This window comes from Agrobacterium sp. GW821-FHT02D03 (assembly GCF_059421725.1).
In genome coordinates this window covers 603226-621939 of the sequence record NZ_JBWKVN010000002.1, presented here as the reverse complement: position 1 = coordinate 621939, position 18714 = coordinate 603226, and the positions used below count along the sequence as shown (strand labels likewise).

Annotated in this window: 18 protein-coding genes; 11 read left to right on the top strand and 7 right to left on the bottom strand. The window is 59.1% G+C overall.

The features are described 5' to 3' along the window. The first annotated feature begins 1 nt into the window (after window position 1). On the top strand, window positions 2-2206 hold the full coding sequence (locus tag AC07U5_RS16290) for an RNA degradosome polyphosphate kinase (protein ID WP_062445358.1): 2205 nt from the start codon (window positions 2-4) through the stop codon (window positions 2204-2206). Then, complete coding sequence (gene ppx / locus AC07U5_RS16285) at window positions 2203-3726, top strand: exopolyphosphatase (protein ID WP_113179973.1); 1524 nt, start codon at window positions 2203-2205, stop codon at window positions 3724-3726. Before AC07U5_RS16290 ends, ppx begins: the two co-directional genes overlap by 4 nt. 95 nt (window positions 3727-3821) lie before the next feature. Here the strand turns inward: ppx and AC07U5_RS16280 are convergent, their stop codons facing one another. From AC07U5_RS16280 to rnd, 3 genes are all read right to left on the bottom strand, one after another. Further along, entirely contained in the window at window positions 3822-5183 is a 1362-nt protein-coding gene (locus AC07U5_RS16280) for an esterase-like activity of phytase family protein (RefSeq protein ID WP_494723635.1), read from the bottom strand. A gap of 202 nt (window positions 5184-5385) precedes the next feature. Further along, the gene (locus AC07U5_RS16275; RefSeq protein ID WP_062427594.1) at window positions 5386-6408 is read right to left on the bottom strand and encodes an adenylate/guanylate cyclase domain-containing protein; all 1023 of its coding nucleotides are present in this window, start codon (window positions 6406-6408) and stop codon (window positions 5386-5388) included. 176 nt (window positions 6409-6584) lie between these two features. After that, complete coding sequence (gene rnd, locus AC07U5_RS16270) at window positions 6585-7754, bottom strand: ribonuclease D (RefSeq protein ID WP_062600243.1); 1170 nt, start codon at window positions 7752-7754, stop codon at window positions 6585-6587. 287 nt (window positions 7755-8041) lie between these two features. Here rnd and aspS point away from each other — a divergent pair, with 287 nt between their 5' ends. Together aspS and AC07U5_RS16260 are read left to right on the top strand one after the other, a co-directional pair. Further along, complete coding sequence (gene aspS, locus AC07U5_RS16265; protein ID WP_494723634.1) at window positions 8042-9829, top strand: aspartate--tRNA ligase; 1788 nt, start codon at window positions 8042-8044, stop codon at window positions 9827-9829. 135 nt (window positions 9830-9964) lie between these two features. After that, window positions 9965-10408 carry an FUSC family protein gene (locus tag AC07U5_RS16260; protein ID WP_494724265.1) on the top strand — a complete coding sequence of 148 codons (444 nt, stop codon included), beginning with the start codon at window positions 9965-9967 and terminating at the stop codon, window positions 10406-10408. A gap of 103 nt (window positions 10409-10511) precedes the next feature. On the opposite strand, the gene AC07U5_RS16255 is transcribed toward AC07U5_RS16260, so the two are convergent. Together AC07U5_RS16255 and rpmB are read right to left on the bottom strand one after the other, a co-directional pair. Next, window positions 10512-11147 carry a queuosine precursor transporter gene (locus AC07U5_RS16255; protein WP_113273975.1) on the bottom strand — a complete coding sequence of 212 codons (636 nt, stop codon included), beginning with the start codon at window positions 11145-11147 and terminating at the stop codon, window positions 10512-10514. Window positions 11148-11338: 191 nt separating this feature from the next. After that, a complete protein-coding gene (gene rpmB / locus AC07U5_RS16250; protein ID WP_062427600.1) occupies window positions 11339-11629 on the bottom strand; it encodes a 50S ribosomal protein L28 in 291 nt (96 codons plus the stop codon). Between the two features lie 250 nt (window positions 11630-11879). Between rpmB and AC07U5_RS16245 the strand changes: the two genes are divergently transcribed. Then, window positions 11880-12653 carry a DUF3108 domain-containing protein gene (locus AC07U5_RS16245; RefSeq protein WP_062427749.1) on the top strand — a complete coding sequence of 258 codons (774 nt, stop codon included), beginning with the start codon at window positions 11880-11882 and terminating at the stop codon, window positions 12651-12653. Window positions 12654-12664: 11 nt separating this feature from the next. On the opposite strand, the gene AC07U5_RS16240 is transcribed toward AC07U5_RS16245, so the two are convergent. Then, window positions 12665-13096: a cupin domain-containing protein gene (locus AC07U5_RS16240; RefSeq protein ID WP_153310775.1), complete on the bottom strand. Its 432-nt coding sequence runs from the start codon at window positions 13094-13096 to the stop codon at window positions 12665-12667. Then, the gene (gene gloB, locus AC07U5_RS16235) at window positions 13096-13866 is read right to left on the bottom strand and encodes a hydroxyacylglutathione hydrolase (RefSeq protein ID WP_112360691.1); all 771 of its coding nucleotides are present in this window, start codon (window positions 13864-13866) and stop codon (window positions 13096-13098) included. Before gloB ends, AC07U5_RS16240 begins: the two co-directional genes overlap by 1 nt. A gap of 105 nt (window positions 13867-13971) precedes the next feature. On the opposite strand from gloB, the gene AC07U5_RS16230 reads away from it, so the two are divergent. From AC07U5_RS16230 to AC07U5_RS16205, 6 genes are all read left to right on the top strand, one after another. Continuing rightward, on the top strand, window positions 13972-14745 hold the full coding sequence (locus tag AC07U5_RS16230; protein WP_494723633.1) for a class I SAM-dependent methyltransferase: 774 nt from the start codon (window positions 13972-13974) through the stop codon (window positions 14743-14745). Window positions 14746-14828: 83 nt separating this feature from the next. Next, window positions 14829-15935 carry a histidinol-phosphate transaminase gene (gene hisC, locus AC07U5_RS16225; RefSeq protein WP_494723632.1) on the top strand — a complete coding sequence of 369 codons (1107 nt, stop codon included), beginning with the start codon at window positions 14829-14831 and terminating at the stop codon, window positions 15933-15935. Continuing rightward, on the top strand, window positions 15935-16864 hold the full coding sequence (locus AC07U5_RS16220) for a prephenate/arogenate dehydrogenase family protein (RefSeq protein WP_062445337.1): 930 nt from the start codon (window positions 15935-15937) through the stop codon (window positions 16862-16864). The genes hisC and AC07U5_RS16220 overlap by 1 nt, the downstream gene beginning before the upstream one ends. A 113-nt stretch (window positions 16865-16977) precedes the next feature. After that, on the top strand, window positions 16978-17574 hold the full coding sequence (locus tag AC07U5_RS16215) for a hypothetical protein (RefSeq protein WP_494723631.1): 597 nt from the start codon (window positions 16978-16980) through the stop codon (window positions 17572-17574). Further along, the gene (locus AC07U5_RS16210; protein WP_494723630.1) at window positions 17571-18134 is read left to right on the top strand and encodes a hypothetical protein; all 564 of its coding nucleotides are present in this window, start codon (window positions 17571-17573) and stop codon (window positions 18132-18134) included. The genes AC07U5_RS16215 and AC07U5_RS16210 overlap by 4 nt, the downstream gene beginning before the upstream one ends. Then, window positions 18121-18702 (top strand): hypothetical protein, encoded by a 582-nt coding sequence (locus tag AC07U5_RS16205; protein WP_133178010.1) that lies wholly within the window; start codon window positions 18121-18123, stop codon window positions 18700-18702. The genes AC07U5_RS16210 and AC07U5_RS16205 overlap by 14 nt, the downstream gene beginning before the upstream one ends. Window positions 18703-18714 lie beyond the last annotated feature (12 nt).

The following is an 18714-nucleotide window of genomic DNA, read 5'->3' as shown; positions in this document are numbered from 1 at the left end:
GATGGATTCGGCGGTACAGGAAGAATTGGCAGGCGGTCAATCGGCACAGGCAGCGGAGGTTGAAAATCTCTGGGACAGCCCCACTCGATTTGTGAACCGCGAATTCTCCTGGCTGCAGTTCAACCGCCGCGTGCTGGAAGAGACGCTGAACCCCGCGCATCCGCTTCTGGAACGACTGCGCTTCCTGTCCATTTCCGCCGCCAACCTGGATGAATTCTTCATGGTGCGCGTTGCCGGCCTGGAAGGCCAGGTACGCCAGTCCGTCACCATCAAGACACCGGATGGCAGGACGCCCGCCGAGCAGCTTGAAGATATTCTCAAGGAAATCGACAATCTTCAGATGGAGCAGCAGGCCTCGCTTGCCGTTCTGCAGCAGTATCTCGCCAAGGAAGATATCTACATTGTTCGTCCGGGCGCGCTTTCGGACGAAGACCGCACCTGGCTCGAGAACGAGTTCGAGGAACGGATTTTCCCCGTTCTGACGCCGCTGTCCATCGATCCGGCGCATCCTTTCCCGTTCATTCCCAATCTCGGTTTCTCGATGGGTCTGCAGCTGGACAGCGTCAATGGACGCGAGCCGATGACGGCGCTGCTGCGTCTTCCGACGGCGCTCGACCGCTTCATCCGCCTGCCCGACGACAAGACTGCGATCCGCTACATCACACTGGAAGATTCGGTGGGCCTCTTCATCCACAGGCTCTATCCTGGATACACCGTTCGGGGCTTCGGCACCTTCCGCATCATTCGTGACAGCGATATCGAGCTGGAAGAAGAGGCGGAAGATCTGGTGCGCTACTTCGAAAGCGCTCTGAAACGCCGTCGTCGCGGCTCGGTGATCCGCATCGAGACTGACAGTGAAATGCCGCATTCCTTGCGCCAGTTCGTGGTTCACGAGCTCGACGTACCGGAAAATCGTGTGGCGGTTCTGCCCGGTCTTCTGGCGCTCAACACCATTTCGGAACTCGCCAAAGCGCCGAGAGAAGACCTCAAGTTCGAAGCCTATAATGCCCGCTTCCCGGAGCGCGTTCGCGAACATATGGGCGACTGCCTTGCCGCCATTCGCGAAAAGGACATGGTGGTTCACCATCCGTATGAGAGCTTCGACGTCGTCGTACAGTTCCTAATTCAGGCTGCCCGCGATCCGGACGTTCTGGCGATCAAGCAGACGCTTTACCGAACCTCCAATGACAGCCCGATCGTTCGTGCCCTGATCGATGCGGCTGAGCTTGGAAAGTCGGTGACGGCACTGGTCGAGCTTAAGGCCCGCTTCGATGAAGAGGCCAACATCCGCTGGGCGCGCGACCTTGAGCGTGCTGGTGTGCAGGTCGTGTTCGGCTTCATCGAACTCAAGACCCACGCGAAGATGTCGATGGTCGTGCGCCGTGAAGATGGCAAGCTGCGTACTTATTGCCATCTTGGTACCGGCAACTACCACCCCGTCACGGCGAAGATTTATACCGACCTTTCGTTCTTCACCTGCAATCCGAAGATTGCCCATGACATGGCCAATATCTTCAACTTCATCACCGGCTATGGCGAGCCGGAAGAAGGTATGAAGCTGGCGGTCTCGCCCTATACACTGCGTCCGCGCATCCTCAAGCACATCAATGATGAAATCGAGCACGCCAAGAACGGCGCGCCGGCTGCGATCTGGATGAAGATGAATTCTCTGGTCGATCCGGAGATCATCGACGCGCTTTATCGTGCCAGTGCCGCAGGCGTGGAAATCGATCTTGTGGTGCGCGGCATCTGCTGCCTTCGCCCGCAGGTGCCCGGACTTTCGGACAATATCCGCGTCAAATCGATCGTCGGTCGCTTCCTGGAACACAGCCGCATCTTCTGCTTCGGCAACGGTCACGGGCTGCCATCGGACAAGGCGCTGGTCTATATCGGCTCTGCCGACATGATGCCGCGAAACCTCGACCGCCGTGTCGAAACCCTTGTGCCGCTCGTCAATCCGACTGTGCATGAGCAGGTCCTTTCACAGATCATGCTCGGCAATCTCATTGACAACCAGCAAAGCTACGAGATACTTCCCGACGGAACGTCCAGGCGTATCGAAGTGCGCAAGGGCGAGGAACCGTTCAACGCGCAGCACTATTTCATGACCAATCCCAGCCTGTCCGGACGTGGTGAAGCTTTGAAATCCAGTGCGCCAAAACTGATTGCCGGGTTGATTTCTTCCCGCAAGAAACAGGCTGAATGACACGATCAGAAGCACAGGGGCGGCTCGTCGGCCATGCCCCCGTTTCCGTCATCGACATCGGTTCGAACTCGGTTCGCCTTGTCGTCTATGAAGGTCTCTCGCGCGCGCCTGTGGTGCTGTTCAACGAAAAGGTTCTTTGCGGCCTTGGCAAAGGGCTGGCCCTGACCGGGCGGATGGACGAAGAAGGGGTGCGGCGAGCACTGATGACGCTGCGCCGTTTCCGCGCGCTGTCCGATCAGGCACAGGCCACCCAGGTGCATGTGTTGGCCACCGCCGCCGCACGAGAAGCGGAAAACGGTCCTGATTTCATCCGCGACGCGGAGGCGATCCTCGGTTGCGAGATCGAGGTTCTCTCGGGCGAGCGCGAGGCACTCTACTCTGCCTATGGCGTCATTGGCGGTTTCCATGACCCCGATGGCATTGCCGGCGACTTGGGCGGCGGATCTCTTGAGCTGATCGATATCAAGGGTAATGCCTGCGGCAAGGGCATCACGCTTCCGCTCGGCGGTCTTCGACTGTCAGAACAGGCGGGCGGTTCGCTCGAAAAGGCTACGGCTTTTGCCAAAAAGCAGGTCAAGAAGAGCGCCGCTTTGCTGTCAGCCGGGGAAGGCCGGACCTTCTATGCCGTTGGCGGCACATGGCGCAACATCGCCAAGCTCCATATGGAGATCACCCATTATCCCCTGCATATGATGCAGGGCTATGAGCTTCCTCTGCAGGAGATACTGAACTTCCTGAACGAGGTCATCGCCTCCAAGGACAGCAAGGACCCGGCGTGGCAGGCTGTCTCCAAGAACCGCCGGTCGCTTCTTCCTTTCGGCGCGATTGCCATGCGCGAAGTGCTTGAGGTGATGAAGCCGGCAAAGATTGCTTTTTCGGCCCAAGGTGTGCGTGAGGGCTATCTCTATTCGCTTCTATCCGAGACGGACAAAGCCGCCGATCCACTGCTGGTCGCTGCCGATGAACTGGCGGTTCTGCGCGCCCGGTCTCCCGAGCATGCGCGCGAGCTTGCGGATTGGACCGGCAGAACCGTGCCTGTCTTCGGTATCGATGAAACGGAAGAAGAGCGGCGGTACCGACAGGCGGCTTGTCTCCTGGCAGATATCAGCTGGCGCGCCCATCCGGACTACCGCGGGCTGCAGGCACTGAACGTCATTGCCCACTCATCCTTTGTTTCGATCACCCATCCAGGCCGCGCCTTCATCGCGCTTGCCAATTATTACCGCTTCGAAGGCCTGAACGATAACGGCACCACCCAGTCGCTGGCCGACATGGCCGGGCCTCGTCTGCTAGAGCTTGCCAAGCTGCTGGGCGGACTGCTGCGCGTCGTCTACCTTTTCTCGGCTTCCATGCCGGGCGTCGTTGACCACTTGCGCTTCCGAGTGTCGGAGAATCCCGATCTCGATCTGGAATTCGTGGTACCGCATGAGTACTGCGATTTTGCCGGCGAACGTCTCGAGGGACGTCTGCAGCAACTGGCGAAGCTCACAGGCAAGCGGCTGGCTTTCATTTTCGAATAAGTCTGAGACCGCCGGCTGGGTGACCGGTTTGAGTTACGGATCGTCATCCAGCCGTGGTGGAAAGAGCGCCGCCGAGACGGCGACGCTCCTTTGCATCACTTTGCGTCCAGCAGATCTTTTACATCGAGGATGACGAACTCGTTGTCGTCTGCCTTGTCCAGCGCACGGCCGGCCGAGAAGGGCAGGTTGTTATCATTGCCGACGATGATGTGGCTGGCATCGACACGGTCGACATTTTCGATCGTGACGAACGGCATCGTGTAGATGCCGTTTTCAGAACCCTGACGTGCCTTCTTGTCGGGATCGGCGATCTTCATCAGGTCGATATAGCCGATCTTGCGGGCAGCCTTGCCGACATTCGCGTCATTGAACTCGATCTTGTAGATGCGCTTCACCTTGGCAGAGACTGCAAAGCAGTTGGCCTCCGGCTTCTTCGGGTCGGCGCAGGCCTTGTCTGCCGTGCCGGCGCCATTGTCGCGTTCGATCACCAGCGCAGTGCTGTCGTCCAGCATGTTGAAGTCGCCGATCGCCTCGCCGCCTTCGGCCAGCGGGTATAGCCACGTCCGGCCCCTCCACGCCTTGGAGGCAACGTCGAGTTCGATGATACGCAGGCCCGTCGCGCCGTCTTCCGTCTTTTCGACCTGACCATCTGCCGTGTAGAGCGGGCCTTCCAGCAGGCCGTAGAGCTTTGTGCCATCCTTGGAGAGTGCCATGCCCTCAAAGCCACCGGAGCGCTTCAGGTTGAAGGCGGGCAGCTTCTGGATGGGATTGCCGGGAAGGGTCAGCGTGGGATTGTCGGGAGACTTGACCTCGGTCTCGCCAGCCTTGGTCGCAATCACATCCGTCAGCTTGCCGTCACGGCTGAACTTCAGAATGTAGGGGCCGAATTCTTCGCCGACCCAGAAGCCGTCTGCAACCGGCTGGATCGATTCCACGTCGAAGTCCCCGCCGGTCAGATAGCGCTTGTCCGAGCCTTCCATGACGATCGGGAAGGGGGCCTTCTTGTCGGGATCGGACAGGAAGACCGTCTCAACCGCGTTGACCTTGCCGGCGTCCCAGTCGAACTTCAGATGGTGCAGCATCAACATGGCGTCGCTGGAGTTCAGCTTCGAGCCGAAGCCGTTGTCGGACAGGCTCCAGAAGGTGCCGTCTTCCATGGCCTTGATACCGGAGAAGCCCTGCATTGCCTGGCCGTTAAACGGCATGGAGAGGCCGGTGGGACGGACGCCATCCTTGCCGGGCACGGTGCCGATACCTTCGGCACGCTTGCGGTCGGCTGTGGTGAACTTACCTGCGCTTTTCAAAAAGTCTGGAGCATCGGCCGGTGCGGGGATGATGGTGTTGGCTGGCAGAACTGCTTGAGAGACGAGCTTTGCCGGAAACTCCTTCTCAGCGGCAAGCGCGTGAAGGGTGCCGAGCGTGAGGAAAACAGCGGAAGAAAGCAGGATTTTTTTCATGGAACATACCTGTCTGTTGCATAGAGCGGCTTGCGTCCTTTAGGACGCACAAAGGACGCTCTAACTTTTTGAATCTACGCATCGTGCTTTCCGAAAATCGATTCCGATTTTCGGGCCGATGCTGTAGAGGAGCAACGGACCGATAGGCGGGCTTTGTGACATTCGCGCAAAACCGCTTTGAAGCTTTGATGACGGTGTTCTTTTACAAAGCCGGCTGGCGGCTGAGCGCGCAGACGCCGAGCGTCTGGCCGCGACCCTTGACGGCGTGTTCACCGAGATATTGGCTCCTGATGCCCTTGGGCAGCAGAAGTTGATGGGCGAGGTCGGACGAGATCAGAATAGGGTGGCCGAGCATCTTGCTCAGCGATTCCAGCCGCGCCGTCGTGTTTACCGTATCGCCGAAATAGGTGATCTTGTGATGATCGACGCCGATTTCTGCCGTGATCACCGGGCCACCGTGAATGGCGAAGCGGAGCTTCGGGACAGTACCGAAACTGGCAATCCAGGTGGCACGGCTGCTTTCGATTTCCGAAAGAATGTCGAAGACGCAGTTGATGCAGGCGGCACGCCGGATTGCCAGATGATAGGGCCAGGTGATGATGGCAGCATCGCCGATATAGTCGTCGATGATCCCGCCATGCTTTCTGACCGGAGCGGCATAGGCGGAAAAGAGCGCGCCCAGAAATTCCTGGGCTTTGAGATCGCCATGGGTTTCAGCAAAGGATGTGGAGCCGACGAGATCGATGAAGAGGAACACGCGCTCTTCGCTGACTGGCCTGCGATAGCGACCCAAGATGAGATCGATGAAGATATCGCGTCCCAAAAGCTCACGCACGCGCATGATGAAGACGATGATGGCGCAGACGCCGAGCGTAAACACCATGGTCTGCAGTTCCGCATGCACTGCCCGCGCCCAGCTGGTAGGAAGAACGCCGGTTGCCCAGAGGATGGTGCCGCCGAGACCGAAGCCGCAAAAGACGAGAATGACATAAACGACCATGCCGACCGCGATGTAGGCGGGCGTTGGCAGCATGCTGATCTTCTTGGACAGGCCAGGCAGGATATGGCCACGCTCGAAGGCAAGGATCGGCGCGCAAGCAAACAGGGCGTAGGTTGCCCCGATGAATGCACCGCCGCCATATTCGAGGAATGCATAGACCACGCCGCTTCCGGCAACCGCCAGAAACAGCACGACATAGTCCAGCATCGCCAGAATTTTTCTCATCGTCTGCCCTTAATTGAGGGGATAGGGGTGCCACTTCCTCCCAAGTGAGCAGGTCGATTCCTCCCGGTGCGGGATAATAATGCGGATCAGGTGCCGCCAAAAGGGATGTTTAAGCGATCACTCAGGAAGAGGCGCAGTTGTGGCAGTTTTGCACGACCCCGGTTTTTACCGATGACTTATTCGGTGGCCTGATCCTGGGCTGGCATTTCGACGGCCTCGACTTTCTTGCCTGCAAAGCGAAGCGCGACTTCACCACGGATGAGCTTCAAAGCAGGTTCACCGAAGAGTTCGCGCCGCCAGCCGGAAAGCGCCTGAACCTCGGCCTTCTCGCCTTCAGAGGCGATCTTGTCGAGGTCGTCGCTATTGGCGATTACCTTGGCAGCGACGCCGTGCTTATCCGCCGTCAACTTCAAAAGCACCTTCAACAACTCTACCGCGGCACCAGAGCCTTCGGGAGAATGGCTGTGGCGGGGCGCCTGCGGCATGTCGGCCTTGGGAAGGGCGAGCGCTGCATTGACCGTCTCGATGATCGCCGCGCCGGAGGTGGAGCGTTCCCAACCTTTCGGGATGGTGCGCAGGCGCGATAGCGCTTCCGCGTCCTTCGGCTGCTGCTGAGCGATTTCGAAAATCGCGTCGTCCTTCAGCACGCGCGAACGCGGAACGTTGCGCGAGCGCGCCTCGCGCTCTCTCCAGGCGGCGACGAATTTCAGGATGGCAAGTTCGGTCGGTTTGCGAAGGCGCGACTTCAATCGCAGCCATGCATCGTCGGGATGCATGTCATAGGTCTCACGCGCCTCAAGGATATCCATCTCTTCCTTGAGCCACGACGAACGGCCTTCACGCTCAAGCTGCGCCTTCAGCGCCAGATAGACATCGCGAAGATGGGTGACATCTGCCAGCGCATAATCCAGCTGCTTTTCCGAGAGCGGACGGTGGCTCCAATCGGTAAAGCGGGATGACTTGTCGATCTGGACGTTCTTGGTCTTCTGCACCAGCTGATCGTAGGAGATCGAATCGCCGAAGCCGCAGACCATGGCTGCAACCTGTGTATCGAAGATCGGATGGGGGATGAGCCCGCCGAGGTGATGGATGATTTCGATATCCTGACGGGCAGCGTGGAAGACTTTTACGACATTCGCATCGGCCATCAGTTCGAAGAGCGGCGTCAGATCGATACCCTTCGCCATCGGGTCCACCAGCACTTCGAGCGTGGGGCTTGCCATCTGGACGAGACAGAGCTGCGGCCAGAAGGTTGTTTCGCGGAGAAACTCCGTATCGATGGTGACGAATTCCGATTTCGCCAGCTCCTTGCAGGCGTCGGCGAGTGCTGCAGTCGTTTCAATCATTACGTTCGGCCAGTCCTGGAAAACACTCCGTCTTACTTTCTCTTTGGGGGCCACATGTCAATATGAGAGGCCGCTTTACTGAGCGCTTTGCCCCTGCAATTGTCGATCTTCTTCAGCATTTTCTCCTTGATCCGGCTCCCTTTCGAGTTTCGCGAGAATTTCCAGGCTAGACGGCAAAGGCTCGCGCATGGCGCTTTTCCTTGACAAATCGGTTCAGCCATGCGCTTTTCCGCCAAATTTCGAAAGTCGGCCCCAGAGGCCATGACACGCTTCTTCAGGATACAATCATGCATCGCTACCGCAGCCACACCTGTGCCGCTCTTCGCAAGTCTCATGTCGGCGAGACCGTTCGTCTTTCCGGTTGGGTGCATCGCGTTCGAGACCATGGCGGCGTTCTCTTCATCGACCTTCGCGATCATTACGGCATTACCCAGGTGGTTGCTGATCCGGACAGCCCGGCTTTCAAGGCGGCTGAAACCGTGCGCGGCGAATGGGTGATCCGCATCGACGGCAAGGTCAAGGCGCGTTCGGAAGACACCGTCAACAAGGCGATGGCAACCGGTGAGATCGAGCTTTACGCCCAAGAGATCGAAGTGCTGGGCGTTGCCAAGGAATTGCCGCTGCCAGTCTTCGGCGAGCCGGACTATCCGGAAGACGTTCGCCTGAAGTATCGCTTTCTCGATCTTCGCCGCGAGACGCTGCACAAGAATATCGTCAAGCGCACGCAGATCATCTCCGCCATGCGCAACGGCATGGCCGAGGCCGGCTTTGCCGAATATACGACGCCGATCCTGACGGCCTCTTCTCCGGAGGGCGCGCGCGACTTTCTCGTGCCGAGCCGTATCCACGAGGGCAAGTTCTTTGCCCTGCCGCAGGCCCCGCAGCAGTACAAGCAGCTTCTGATGGTTGCCGGTTTCGACCGCTACTTCCAGATCGCGCCGTGCTTCCGCGATGAAGACCCGCGTGCTGACCGTCTGCCGGGCGAATTCTACCAGCTCGACGTGGAAATGAGCTTCGTGACGCAGGAAGATGTCTGGGCAACCATGGAGCCGATGATGACTTCGGTTCTGGAGCAGTTTGCCGAAGGCAAGCCGGTGACGAAAGAATGGCCGCGCATCCCTTACGACGAGGCGATGCGCAAATATGGTTCCGACAAGCCGGATCTGCGCAACCCGATCGTCATGCAGGCCGTGACCGAGCATTTCGCCGGTTCCGGCTTCAAGGTCTTTGCCAATATGATCGCGTCGAACCCGAAGGTCGAAGTCTGGGCCATTCCCGCCAAGACCGGCGGCAGCCGCGCGTTCTGCGACCGCATGAATGCCTGGGCGCAGGGCCAGGGCCAGCCAGGTCTCGGCTACATCTTCTGGAAGGAAGAAGACGGCAAGATCGCAGGCTCCGGTCCGCTTGCCAAGAACATCGGCGAGGAGCGCACCGAGGCGCTGCGCACGCAGCTTGGTCTCGAAGCTGGTGATGCCTGCTTCTTCGTGGCTGGCGATCCTGCCAAGTTCTACAAGTTTGCAGGAGAGGCCCGCACCCGTGCTGGCGAGGAACTGAATCTCGTCGATCGCGACCGCTTCGAGCTCTGCTGGATCGTCGATTTCCCCTTCTTCGAATACAACGAAGAAGACAAGAAGATCGACTTTGCCCACAACCCCTTCTCCATGCCGCAGGGCGGAATGGAAGCGCTTGAAGGCCAGGACCCGCTGTCGATCAAGGCCTACCAGTATGACGCCGTCTGCAACGGCTTCGAAATTGCGTCGGGCTCCATTCGTAACCAGTCGCCTGAACTGATGGTCAAGGCGTTCGAAAAGGTTGGTCTCAGCCAAGCAGACGTGGAAGAGCGCTTCGGCGGCCTCTACCGTGCATTCCAGTACGGCGCGCCTCCACATGGCGGTTGCGCTTTCGGTATCGACCGTGTGGTCATGCTGCTGGTCGGTGCAAAGAACCTGCGCGAAATCACGTTGTTCCCGATGAACCAGCAGGCACAGGACCTTCTGATGAACGCGCCGTCGCCGGCAACGCCGACACAGCTTCGCGAACTGGCTCTGCGCGTCGTTCCGTCCAAGAAGGACTAAGCAGTGCTCAGGCAGATCGCCGAGCGTCTCCAATCAGCTTCACCCGTGCATTTGCGGCAGCCATAGAGCGCCGTGCGTCCTGTTGGACGCACGGCGCTCTATCTCTTAAAATCTACGCATCGTGCTTTTCCGAAAATCGAGTATGATTTTCGGGCCGATGCTGTAGCTGCCGCTTTTGCGTTCTGGGCCTCTCGACATATGCTCGGCCATCAGCAGCCGGTTTTTGCTGCGATCAGCGCGCTGATATGCCTGGCACTGGGCATCCCAAGCCAGATCCGTCAGGGTTTAGGCCTGATCGTTGGCGTTACCGTCGGCATTCTGGTGGGCGAGCTTGCTCTGATGATTCCGGCAGACCTTGCGGCGGTCCGGATGGCGTCAGCCACCTTCGTCGCCATGATGATCGCCGCCGCCTTCGGCGTGGCCCCGGTGGTGCCGATACAGGCGGGCGCGTCGGCCATGCTGGTGCTGTTGATGGGGCCGCAGGTCGCGGGCCTTGCCCGTTTTCTCGACGTGCTGATTGGAGCCTCAACAGGCCTCATTGTCGCGCTCGTGTTCTTGCGTGAGCGGTTGAAGTTTTAGAGTATTTCTGGCGCTGCTGACTGCAAACCACAAAAAGCAGCGGAGGCGATCAGCCTTCACTGCTTCATTTCGCAACCTCAGACCTTATGGAGCGGCGCTCGGTTTAGACTGAGCGTGCAGGCGGCATGGGCTTCAGCGTGTTCATCAGAGCGCCGTAGGGCAGCAAGAGGACGAGTCCGACAAGAACCTTGACCGATAGGTCGCCGAGCGCCCAGGAGATCCAGCGTGGCGCTTCAGCTGAGAAGATGCCAAGGATCGGCGCGCTCTCGATGGCGAAGCCATCGTTCGGGCCGATGAAGGCGAAGCTCGCTGCAAAGGCGATCGAGAAGAACAGAGCGGTATCCAGCACGGAGCCGAACATGGAGCCCGCCAGCGGCGCACGCCACCAGCTTTGGCGACGCAGGCGATTGAAGACGGAAATATCCAGCAACTGGCCGATCAGATAGGCGGTACCGGACGCAATCGCGATCCGCGGCAGCGAGGTCCAGAAGGACAGCGTGACGCCGACGACAAAGCCTGCCAGCACGACACGGCGCGCAATGGAGGGGCCGAACTGACGGTTGGTCAGATCGGTCACCAGAAAGGCGATAGGATAGGTGAAGGCACCCCACGTCAGCAGATCGCCAAGATTGATGCCAAAGAGCGTGCCGGAGAGCGGATACTGAACGAGGATATTCGATGCGACGACTACAAGCGTCATCAGGATCACATAGATAAGCGTTTGGCGCAGGTAAGGCATTTTTTTATCCTGGGTGATGCCACCAGTTGGAGCGAACATATGCAAGCGGCAAGCGTCTCAGAGATCTTGCAGCATTGCGTGAGAAGTGGGCAAGCCGAATGCCGAGGCAAAAGCCAATCCCAAAATAGACAAAAGGCTTGAGCGGCAGAGCCATTCAAGCCTTTTGAAAAGGATAGACGTCTGAGCTGCGATTAAGCGGCTTCAGCGGTCTTCTTTGCGATCTGGCGACGCAGCAGACGGGCGCGCATCGAGAGATCGTTTTCGTCAGACTTCAGAAGGAAGGCATCAAGGCCGCCACGATGTTCAACGGAACGCAGAGCCGCTGCGGAAACGCGCAGACGGAAACGCTGGCCGAGAGAATCGGAAATCAGAGTAACCTGGCAAAGGTTCGGGAGGAACCGGCGCTTGGTTCTGTTATTGGCGTGGCTGACGTTATTGCCCGTCTGGACGCCCTTGCCGGTCAATTCGCATACACGGGACATGGGTACACCTATTCGTTGTCACTGTATGGCTATCAGTCTGCTCTCCGGCAAAATCCGGTTTGCAATCCAACAGCCGATGATTGGAAAGTTGCGGTTCTATAGTCAGGCCTGCCCGTGCAGTCAAGCCGCTCGCGCCGTTTTGTGCGCGATTTCACCGGTTTTGCTGTGGCTTCCGCTTTTTTATTGCCACAAGTGCGCGTATATGATCGCCGGAAGTGCGCGGCTTTTGGTGCCGCCGAGGTTTATCTTCATGATCGTCAATGCACAAAGACTTTTTGCCGCCGCAGCGCTGGTGCTTTGCGGCCTCACGCCATCCTTCGCTGCCGAATCGCGCCATGACAGCGAATATTCCATCGCGCTTGGGGTGTTGCCGATCGCGCGCGCCAACTTCTCGACGAAGATGAACGGCTCGACCTATTCGATTTCCGGCTCATTCAGTTCCGCAGGTATTGCCAGCGTGCTGAAGGATATTTCCGGCAAGACCACCGTGTCGGGCGCAAAGCGCGGCAATCGTATGCAGGCCAATGAATATTCGCTGGTCTACAAGGACGGCAAGCGTACCCGCACCTATGATGTGCAGTATCGCAACGGCAACGTGACTTCCACGACCATCGATCCCGCGCCGAAATCCCGGCCAGACAATTGGGTGGATGTGAAGGATCGTGATCTGCGCTCCGTGCTTGATCCGATTTCCGGCCTGATCTTCCCGGTCGGCGGGCGCATCTGCCCGAGCCGCCTGCCGATCTATGACGGCGAGTCGCGTCTTGATCTGGTGTTGAGTTCCAGCGGAACGAAGCCGTTCAAGACCAATGGGTATTCAGGCGACGCCGTTGTCTGCAATATGCGTTATGTGCCGAAATCCGGCTTCCGCAAGGGCCGCAAGGATATCGAATATCTGAAGTCGATCTCCATGGAAGTGTGGTTTGCCAAGGCCAACAATATGGACCTCTACGCACCGGTCTATGCCCGTATCCCGACGAAGGTCGGCCAGGTTTACATCACCGCCACGAAATATGGCGGCTGATGTCGAAAGGATTAGCCTGGCTCCCAGCCGGGTTCGGCCATGACGAAACTGTCGAACACGAAGCCGGGCGCTACCGTGCAGCCGACGAGCGTGAAATCGCCAAGGCTTTCTGCGGCCTGCCACCAGTTTGCCGGAACGATCGCCTGCGGTTGCTCACCGTCGAGCACCCCAGGCCCAAGCCGCGCGGTCGTCACACGCTTGCCGTCTTCGGACAAATGGAGCGATAGCGGGGCGCCGGCATAGTAGTGCCAGATTTCCACGGCATCGATCACCTTGTGCCAGTGGGAGCGCTGGCCTTTTTCGAGCAGATAATAGATCGCTGTCGAGTGGCCTCGCTTTTCTCCATTAGAATCGCGAAAGGTCTGGCGATAAAAGCCGCCTTCGGGATGCGGTTCGAGGTTGAGCGCGGCGATAATGGCGGCGGCGGACGGTTCTACTGCCATTAGAACTTGTCCTTGCGGGCTCTGATCTCGGCAAAGACATCCTCGTCTGTCGCACCTTCCAGACCAAGATGGGCGCGAATGCTGGCGTCAGCCACGCGCATATAGGGGTTGGTTTGTTTCTCGAGTGCAATGGTCGTCGGAATGGTGAAGCGGCCCTCGCTGCGCAAGGCTTCGACTTCGCTCAGGCGGCGCGTCAATGCCTCATTCTCCGGGTCGACGGTGACCGCGAAGCGCGCATTCGAAAGCGTGTATTCATGGCCGAAATAGACCCGCGTCTCGTCCGGCAGCGCCATCAGCTTCTGGAACGAGTGCCACATGTCAGCGGCCGGGCGCTCGAACAGGCGGCCGCAGCCCATGGCAAACAGCGTATCGGCGGCGAAGAGCAGGCCATCGTCGGGAAGATAGTAGCAGATATGTCCTGCGGTATGACCGGGCGTTGAGATGATCTGCACGCGGCGTCCGGCAATCTCGAATTCGTCGCCGTCGGCTGCGGTCTTGTCGAGACCGGGAATAGCGATAGCCTCGTCATGCGGTCCACGGATTTCGCAGTGGAAACGCTCTTTCAAAGCGAGATTGGCCTCCACATGATCCTGGTGGTGGTGGGTGGTGAAGATGTGGGTCAACTGCCAGCCGCGGCGGTTAAGCGCGTCGAGAATCGGCGCTTCCTCGGGGGCGTCGATGGAAATCGTTGTGCCGCTTTCGCTGTCATGCAACAGCACGCCGAAATTGTCGCTTCGGCACGGAAAGACCTCGATATCCAGCGGCTTCATGGTTCGCTCCCTTTATTCGCATTAAAAAACCAGTCTCCTCTATTTAGGTGAAGCGTGCTTGAAGTCCAAGCTTGAAGTCCTTTCGCGAGCCGCTACATTCCAGCCATGAACACCGATATCGTCGATCTGCGCGAATTCTATCATTCCCCGCTTGGCCGTTCTGCCGAACAGGCGATCACCATGGCGCTTTCGACGCTCTGGCCTTCGCTGCCGGATGAGCGGCTGGTGGGGCTCGGCTATGCTGTGCCGTTTCTCGACCGGTTTCGCCACGATACCGAGCGCACCTTTGCCTTCATGCCTGCAGGGCAGGGTGCGGTGAACTGGCCTGCGGGTGAGCTTTCCTCCACCGCGCTGGTGTTTGATGAAGAACTGCCGCTGCCTGATTCCTCGATCGACCGCGTGTTGATGATCCACTCGCTGGAATTCGTCGAAAATCCGCGTGAGGCGCTGAAGGAGCTTTGGCGGGTGCTGGCGCCTGGCGGGCGTCTGGTCATCGTGGTGCCGAACCGGCGCGGCGTCTGGGCGCGTGTTGAGCATACGCCCTTTGGTTCTGGCCGGCCCTATTCCCGCAGCCAGTTGACGGCGCTTTTGCGCGAGACAAACTTCACCCCCGGCGCCTCTTCCGAAGCGCTGTTCTTCCCGCCGTCCAAGGTCCGCTCCGTGCTGAAGTTCCGTCGCTATCTCGAAACGATGGGGCGAAGGCTCTGGCCGGTCTTTTCCGGTGTGATCATTGTAGAAGCCCAAAAGCGTCTCTATCAGGGGCTACCCGTGACGCAGCGCGCGTCCCGCCGTGTCTTCGTGCCGGTGCTGGCGCCGCAGGGCGTGCCAAGCACTCGGGTGAAATTGAGGCATGATCTCGAGCAGCAAAAGACGCGCTGATACTCGACAAAGGGCTGCTTCCAGTCTAATGCCTTCGGCATTGTCAGGCCGGATTTCCCGGTGCTTTTCCGAAGGTCGATGAAATGAGTGCAGAGCTTAACCAACCTGTTCCACGTCCAGGCATCCTGGATATCGCCGCTTATGTTCCGGGCAAGGAGCATGTGGACGGTGTGGCGAAGGTCTATAAGCTCTCCTCCAATGAAACGCCGCTCGGCCCAAGCCCCAAAGCCATCGAAGCCTTCAAGGCGGCTGCGTCCAATCTGGAGATCTATCCGGACGGTCAGGCCGTGGCGCTGCGTCAGGCGATTGCCGATGTTCACGGCCTGAACCCGGCCAATATTATCTGCGGCAACGGTTCGGATGAACTGCTCGGCCTGCTCTGCCACGTCTATCTTGGCGCGGGCGACGAGGCGATCATCACCGAACACGGCTTTCTCGTCTACAAGATCCAGATCATGGGCGCAGGCGCCACGCCGGTCACCGTCAAGGAAACCGATTGCACGGTCAATGTAGACGCGATCCTAGATGCGGTTACGCCGAGGACGAAGATGGTGTTCATTGCCAATCCCGGCAATCCCACAGGCACCTACATTCCCGTGTCCGAAATTCGTCGCCTCCAGGCGACGCTGCCGAAAAATGTCATCCTGGTTCTCGATGCGGCCTACGCCGAATACGTGCGCAAGAACGATTACGAGGCGGGGCTTGAGCTCGTTTCCGGCAACGGCAACGTCGTCATGACCCGTACCTTCTCCAAGGTCTATGGTCTGGCGGCGCTGCGCGTTGGCTGGATGTATGCACCGGCTGCCATCATCGATGCGCTGAACCGCGTGCGCGGACCGTTCAACATGAATGCGCCGGCAATTGCTGCGGGTGCTGCCGCCATCCGCGATCAGGCCTTCATGCAGCAGGCCGTGGCACATAATCTGCACTGGCTCGACCGGCTGACCTCGGTCTTCACCGAGCTTGGCCTCAAGGTCACGCCGTCCGTCACCAACTTCGTTCTCATCCATTTCCCGGATCAGGACGGCAAGCGTGCAGCCGATGCCGACGAATTCCTGAGCCGTCGTGGCTATATCTTACGTGCCGTACGGGGTTACGGCTTTGCCAATGCGCTGCGCATGACAGTCGGCTCGGAAGAGGCCAATCTCGGCGTTATCGCCGCCCTCAAAGAGTTCATGGGTCAGGCGTGATGGCAGACATTCTGTTTGAACGCATCGCGCTGATCGGCATCGGCCTGATCGGCTCGTCCATTGCCCGCGATATCAAGGAACTCGGTCTTGCGCGCGACGTGGTCGTCTCGACGCGCAGCGAAGAGACGCTGAAGCGCGCCGAGGAACTGGAGCTTGGGACATCCTACACCACTTCGGTGGCCGATGCCGTGAGGGAGGCCGATCTCGTCATCGTCTCGGTTCCCGTCGGCGCATCGGAGGACGTGGCAAAGCAGATCGCACCGCACCTGAAGGCGGGTGCAATCGTCACCGATGTCGGTTCCACTAAGGCATCCGTGATTGCCCAGATGGCTCCGCATATGCCGCAGCATGTGCATTTCATTCCGGGCCACCCCTTGGCGGGGACGGAAAAATCCGGCCCGGATGCCGGGTTTGCAGGTCTCTTCCGCGACCGCTGGTGCATCTTCACGCCGCTGCCTGGCACGGATGCTGCCGCTCTCGATCGCCTGAAAGGTTTCTGGCTGGCGCTCGGTTCGCGCGTTGACGAGATGGACCCCGAGCACCACGACAAGGTGCTGGCGATCGTCTCGCATCTTCCGCATATCATCGCCTACAACATCGTCGGCACCGCGGACGATCTTTCGACGGTAACGGAATCGGAAGTCATCAAATACTCCGCATCCGGCTTTCGCGATTTCACCCGACTGGCGGCGTCCGACCCGACCATGTGGCGCGACATCTGCCTGCACAACAAGGATGCGATCCTTGAAATGCTGGCGCGGTTTTCAGAAGACCTTGCCTATCTGCAGCGCGCAATTCGCTGGGGCGAGGGCGACAAGCTGTTCGAGCTTTTCACCCGCACCCGTGCGGTCCGACGCTCCATTATTCAGGCTGGTCAGGATGTCGACGCGCCGGACTTTGGTCGCCATTCGCTGGACCAGAAGAAATAGGATCTGGATTTTAGGCGTCATTCTTGAGCCGAAATTGCGCTGAAGACTTTGGGTACCGCGTCTTCAGCGGTCGTTGGAGTAGACTTCATAAGGGCGGCTATCGCTGATCGGCAATGGTAGCGAACACTGAAACACGGTCTCGAAGAGGGCGTCTGCGGAAACTGATTGCAGGGGCGGGCGGTCTTGTTGCCGCCGGCCTGTCGCTTGGCTATTCCATATATGAGCGGCGCGAGAGCGAGCTTGTCCCGGTGGTGGAAGCTAGGGAGACTATCAATGCCGGGCGTTGGCAGGTGTCGCTGGAATCTGCCAGCATCATCGCGCTCATGCCGAACGGGCTGAAAGTCACACCTGGAAAAAGGGCTGTTGCTCTCGAAATGCGCCTTGAGAACGCGTCTGCAGAAAGCTCCAACATCTATGGCGACCTTATCAAAGTCGACAACATCAAGGATGCGCCGCGACCGACATTCTTTCTCGACCGCGATCGTGATCTGCTGGGCGACTTGCAGCCGGTGATGCCGGAGACGATTACAGCCGTGTGGGAACTTCCCGCCAATGCTCCGGTGCCATCCTCACTCGACCTATCGGTTCAGGGTGAGGCTTTTCGTCCGCGGGATAACCTCTATGCGGCACCGGGTTGGTTCCCTAAGGGCCCCGTCGCGAAAGTCGTTCTACCCCTGTCCGTTGGCGCATCCGCCGGGGGAGCACCATGATCCGCGCGGTCGTCTACGCCGCTCTCGTCGCGCTTTCGGTGGTCGCCCTGATAGCGCTGAAGGAAACGACGCCGTCCTACGCCATGCTGACAGGTCCGATCGTCGCACGCGGACATGCGGGGGAGACTGTCTCCGGGCGCGCGTTCAGCGGCAAAGTTTCGCAGGTTCGCAAGGCCAAGGTGCTCTCCTATGAGAGCTTCGGACGAAAGGTGGAACGCAGCACCTCGGGTGTCTGGCTTGTCGTCACAGTGGACGCTGCTGCATCGACCGAGACCTTGCCCCTACAGGCAGCGACGATCGTCGGCGCATCCGGCCGCTCATACAGACAGTCTACCCGGGTGGACAGCGTGCCGGGCGCCCTGTCGACCAAGACCATACAACCCGGCTTGCCGACGTCGGGGATATTCGTTTTCGAGTTGCCGGAGGCGGAGACCTCACGAATGTCGCTACTCTTGGCCAGGCAATATTTTCCGCAACTTAGCGACCAGCTCGATATCTCGATCGATGCAGACGAGCTTGTCTCCCAAGCGGTATTGGAGATCGGCAATGATGGGCGCTGATCGCGAACGCACATTGTGGTGGATTTCGTTTATCAGCCTGCCTGCCCTGGTGGTGTTGGCTTTCTCGCTGAACGCCTGGCGCAGCTTTCAGGAATATCAACGCCGTACTGAAATCGAGATCGTCGGCAATGCCGGCGATCGCATCTACGCCGGAGCGCTATGGCAGGTTGAGGCGGCCCGTCTGCTGGGCGATGGCAACGATACGCCGCTTCGGCTTCCTGGGGAACGACGGCTGGTCATCCTTCGGCTGAGCGCAACGGCGGTGAAAGACATCGGGGAAGATTGGTCCCAGTGTCAGATCAGTCTGGTCGATGGTGAAGGACGCCGGTGGTTGCCGCTGGATGTGACACTCTCTAACAATGTCAGTCGCGAACTCAATCCGAAGGCAACACCGATCAATGGCTGCGGCATCGCCTCGCTGACACCGCTTTCAAAAGGCGAAAACACCTTGATCGAGGAGAAATTCCTCGTGCCCGCGCCCGTTGCAGGTCGGCTGTCGGCGCGCATCAGTTTCGCCCCGTCCCGCCCCACCGCACTTTCCATTCCGCTTCGTCTTGGTGCGCAATAGGGAGGCTCAGAC

What these genes read in the sequence shown, in the direction of transcription:
- aspS (WP_494723634.1), top strand. Translation starts at nt 8,042, where the DNA reads ATGCATCGCTACCGCAGCCACACCTGTGCCGCTCTTCGCAAGTCTCAT.
- gloB (WP_112360691.1), bottom strand. Translation starts at nt 13,866, where the DNA reads ATGAAGCCGCTGGATATCGAGGTCTTTCCGTGCCGAAGCGACAATTTC.
- rnd (WP_062600243.1), bottom strand. Translation starts at nt 7,754, where the DNA reads ATGATTGAAACGACTGCAGCACTCGCCGACGCCTGCAAGGAGCTGGCG.
- AC07U5_RS16245 (WP_062427749.1), top strand. Translation starts at nt 11,880, where the DNA reads ATGATCGTCAATGCACAAAGACTTTTTGCCGCCGCAGCGCTGGTGCTT.
- AC07U5_RS16230 (WP_494723633.1), top strand. Translation starts at nt 13,972, where the DNA reads ATGAACACCGATATCGTCGATCTGCGCGAATTCTATCATTCCCCGCTT.
- AC07U5_RS16210 (WP_494723630.1), top strand. Translation starts at nt 17,571, where the DNA reads ATGATCCGCGCGGTCGTCTACGCCGCTCTCGTCGCGCTTTCGGTGGTC.
- AC07U5_RS16205 (WP_133178010.1), top strand. Translation starts at nt 18,121, where the DNA reads ATGATGGGCGCTGATCGCGAACGCACATTGTGGTGGATTTCGTTTATC.
- hisC (WP_494723632.1), top strand. Translation starts at nt 14,829, where the DNA reads ATGAGTGCAGAGCTTAACCAACCTGTTCCACGTCCAGGCATCCTGGAT.
- AC07U5_RS16215 (WP_494723631.1), top strand. Translation starts at nt 16,978, where the DNA reads ATGGTAGCGAACACTGAAACACGGTCTCGAAGAGGGCGTCTGCGGAAA.
- AC07U5_RS16280 (WP_494723635.1), bottom strand. Translation starts at nt 5,183, where the DNA reads ATGAAAAAAATCCTGCTTTCTTCCGCTGTTTTCCTCACGCTCGGCACC.
- AC07U5_RS16255 (WP_113273975.1), bottom strand. Translation starts at nt 11,147, where the DNA reads ATGCCTTACCTGCGCCAAACGCTTATCTATGTGATCCTGATGACGCTT.
- ppx (WP_113179973.1), top strand. Translation starts at nt 2,203, where the DNA reads ATGACACGATCAGAAGCACAGGGGCGGCTCGTCGGCCATGCCCCCGTT.
- rpmB (WP_062427600.1), bottom strand. Translation starts at nt 11,629, where the DNA reads ATGTCCCGTGTATGCGAATTGACCGGCAAGGGCGTCCAGACGGGCAAT.
- AC07U5_RS16290 (WP_062445358.1), top strand. Translation starts at nt 2, where the DNA reads ATGGATTCGGCGGTACAGGAAGAATTGGCAGGCGGTCAATCGGCACAG.
- AC07U5_RS16275 (WP_062427594.1), bottom strand. Translation starts at nt 6,408, where the DNA reads ATGAGAAAAATTCTGGCGATGCTGGACTATGTCGTGCTGTTTCTGGCG.
- AC07U5_RS16240 (WP_153310775.1), bottom strand. Translation starts at nt 13,096, where the DNA reads ATGGCAGTAGAACCGTCCGCCGCCGCCATTATCGCCGCGCTCAACCTC.
- AC07U5_RS16220 (WP_062445337.1), top strand. Translation starts at nt 15,935, where the DNA reads ATGGCAGACATTCTGTTTGAACGCATCGCGCTGATCGGCATCGGCCTG.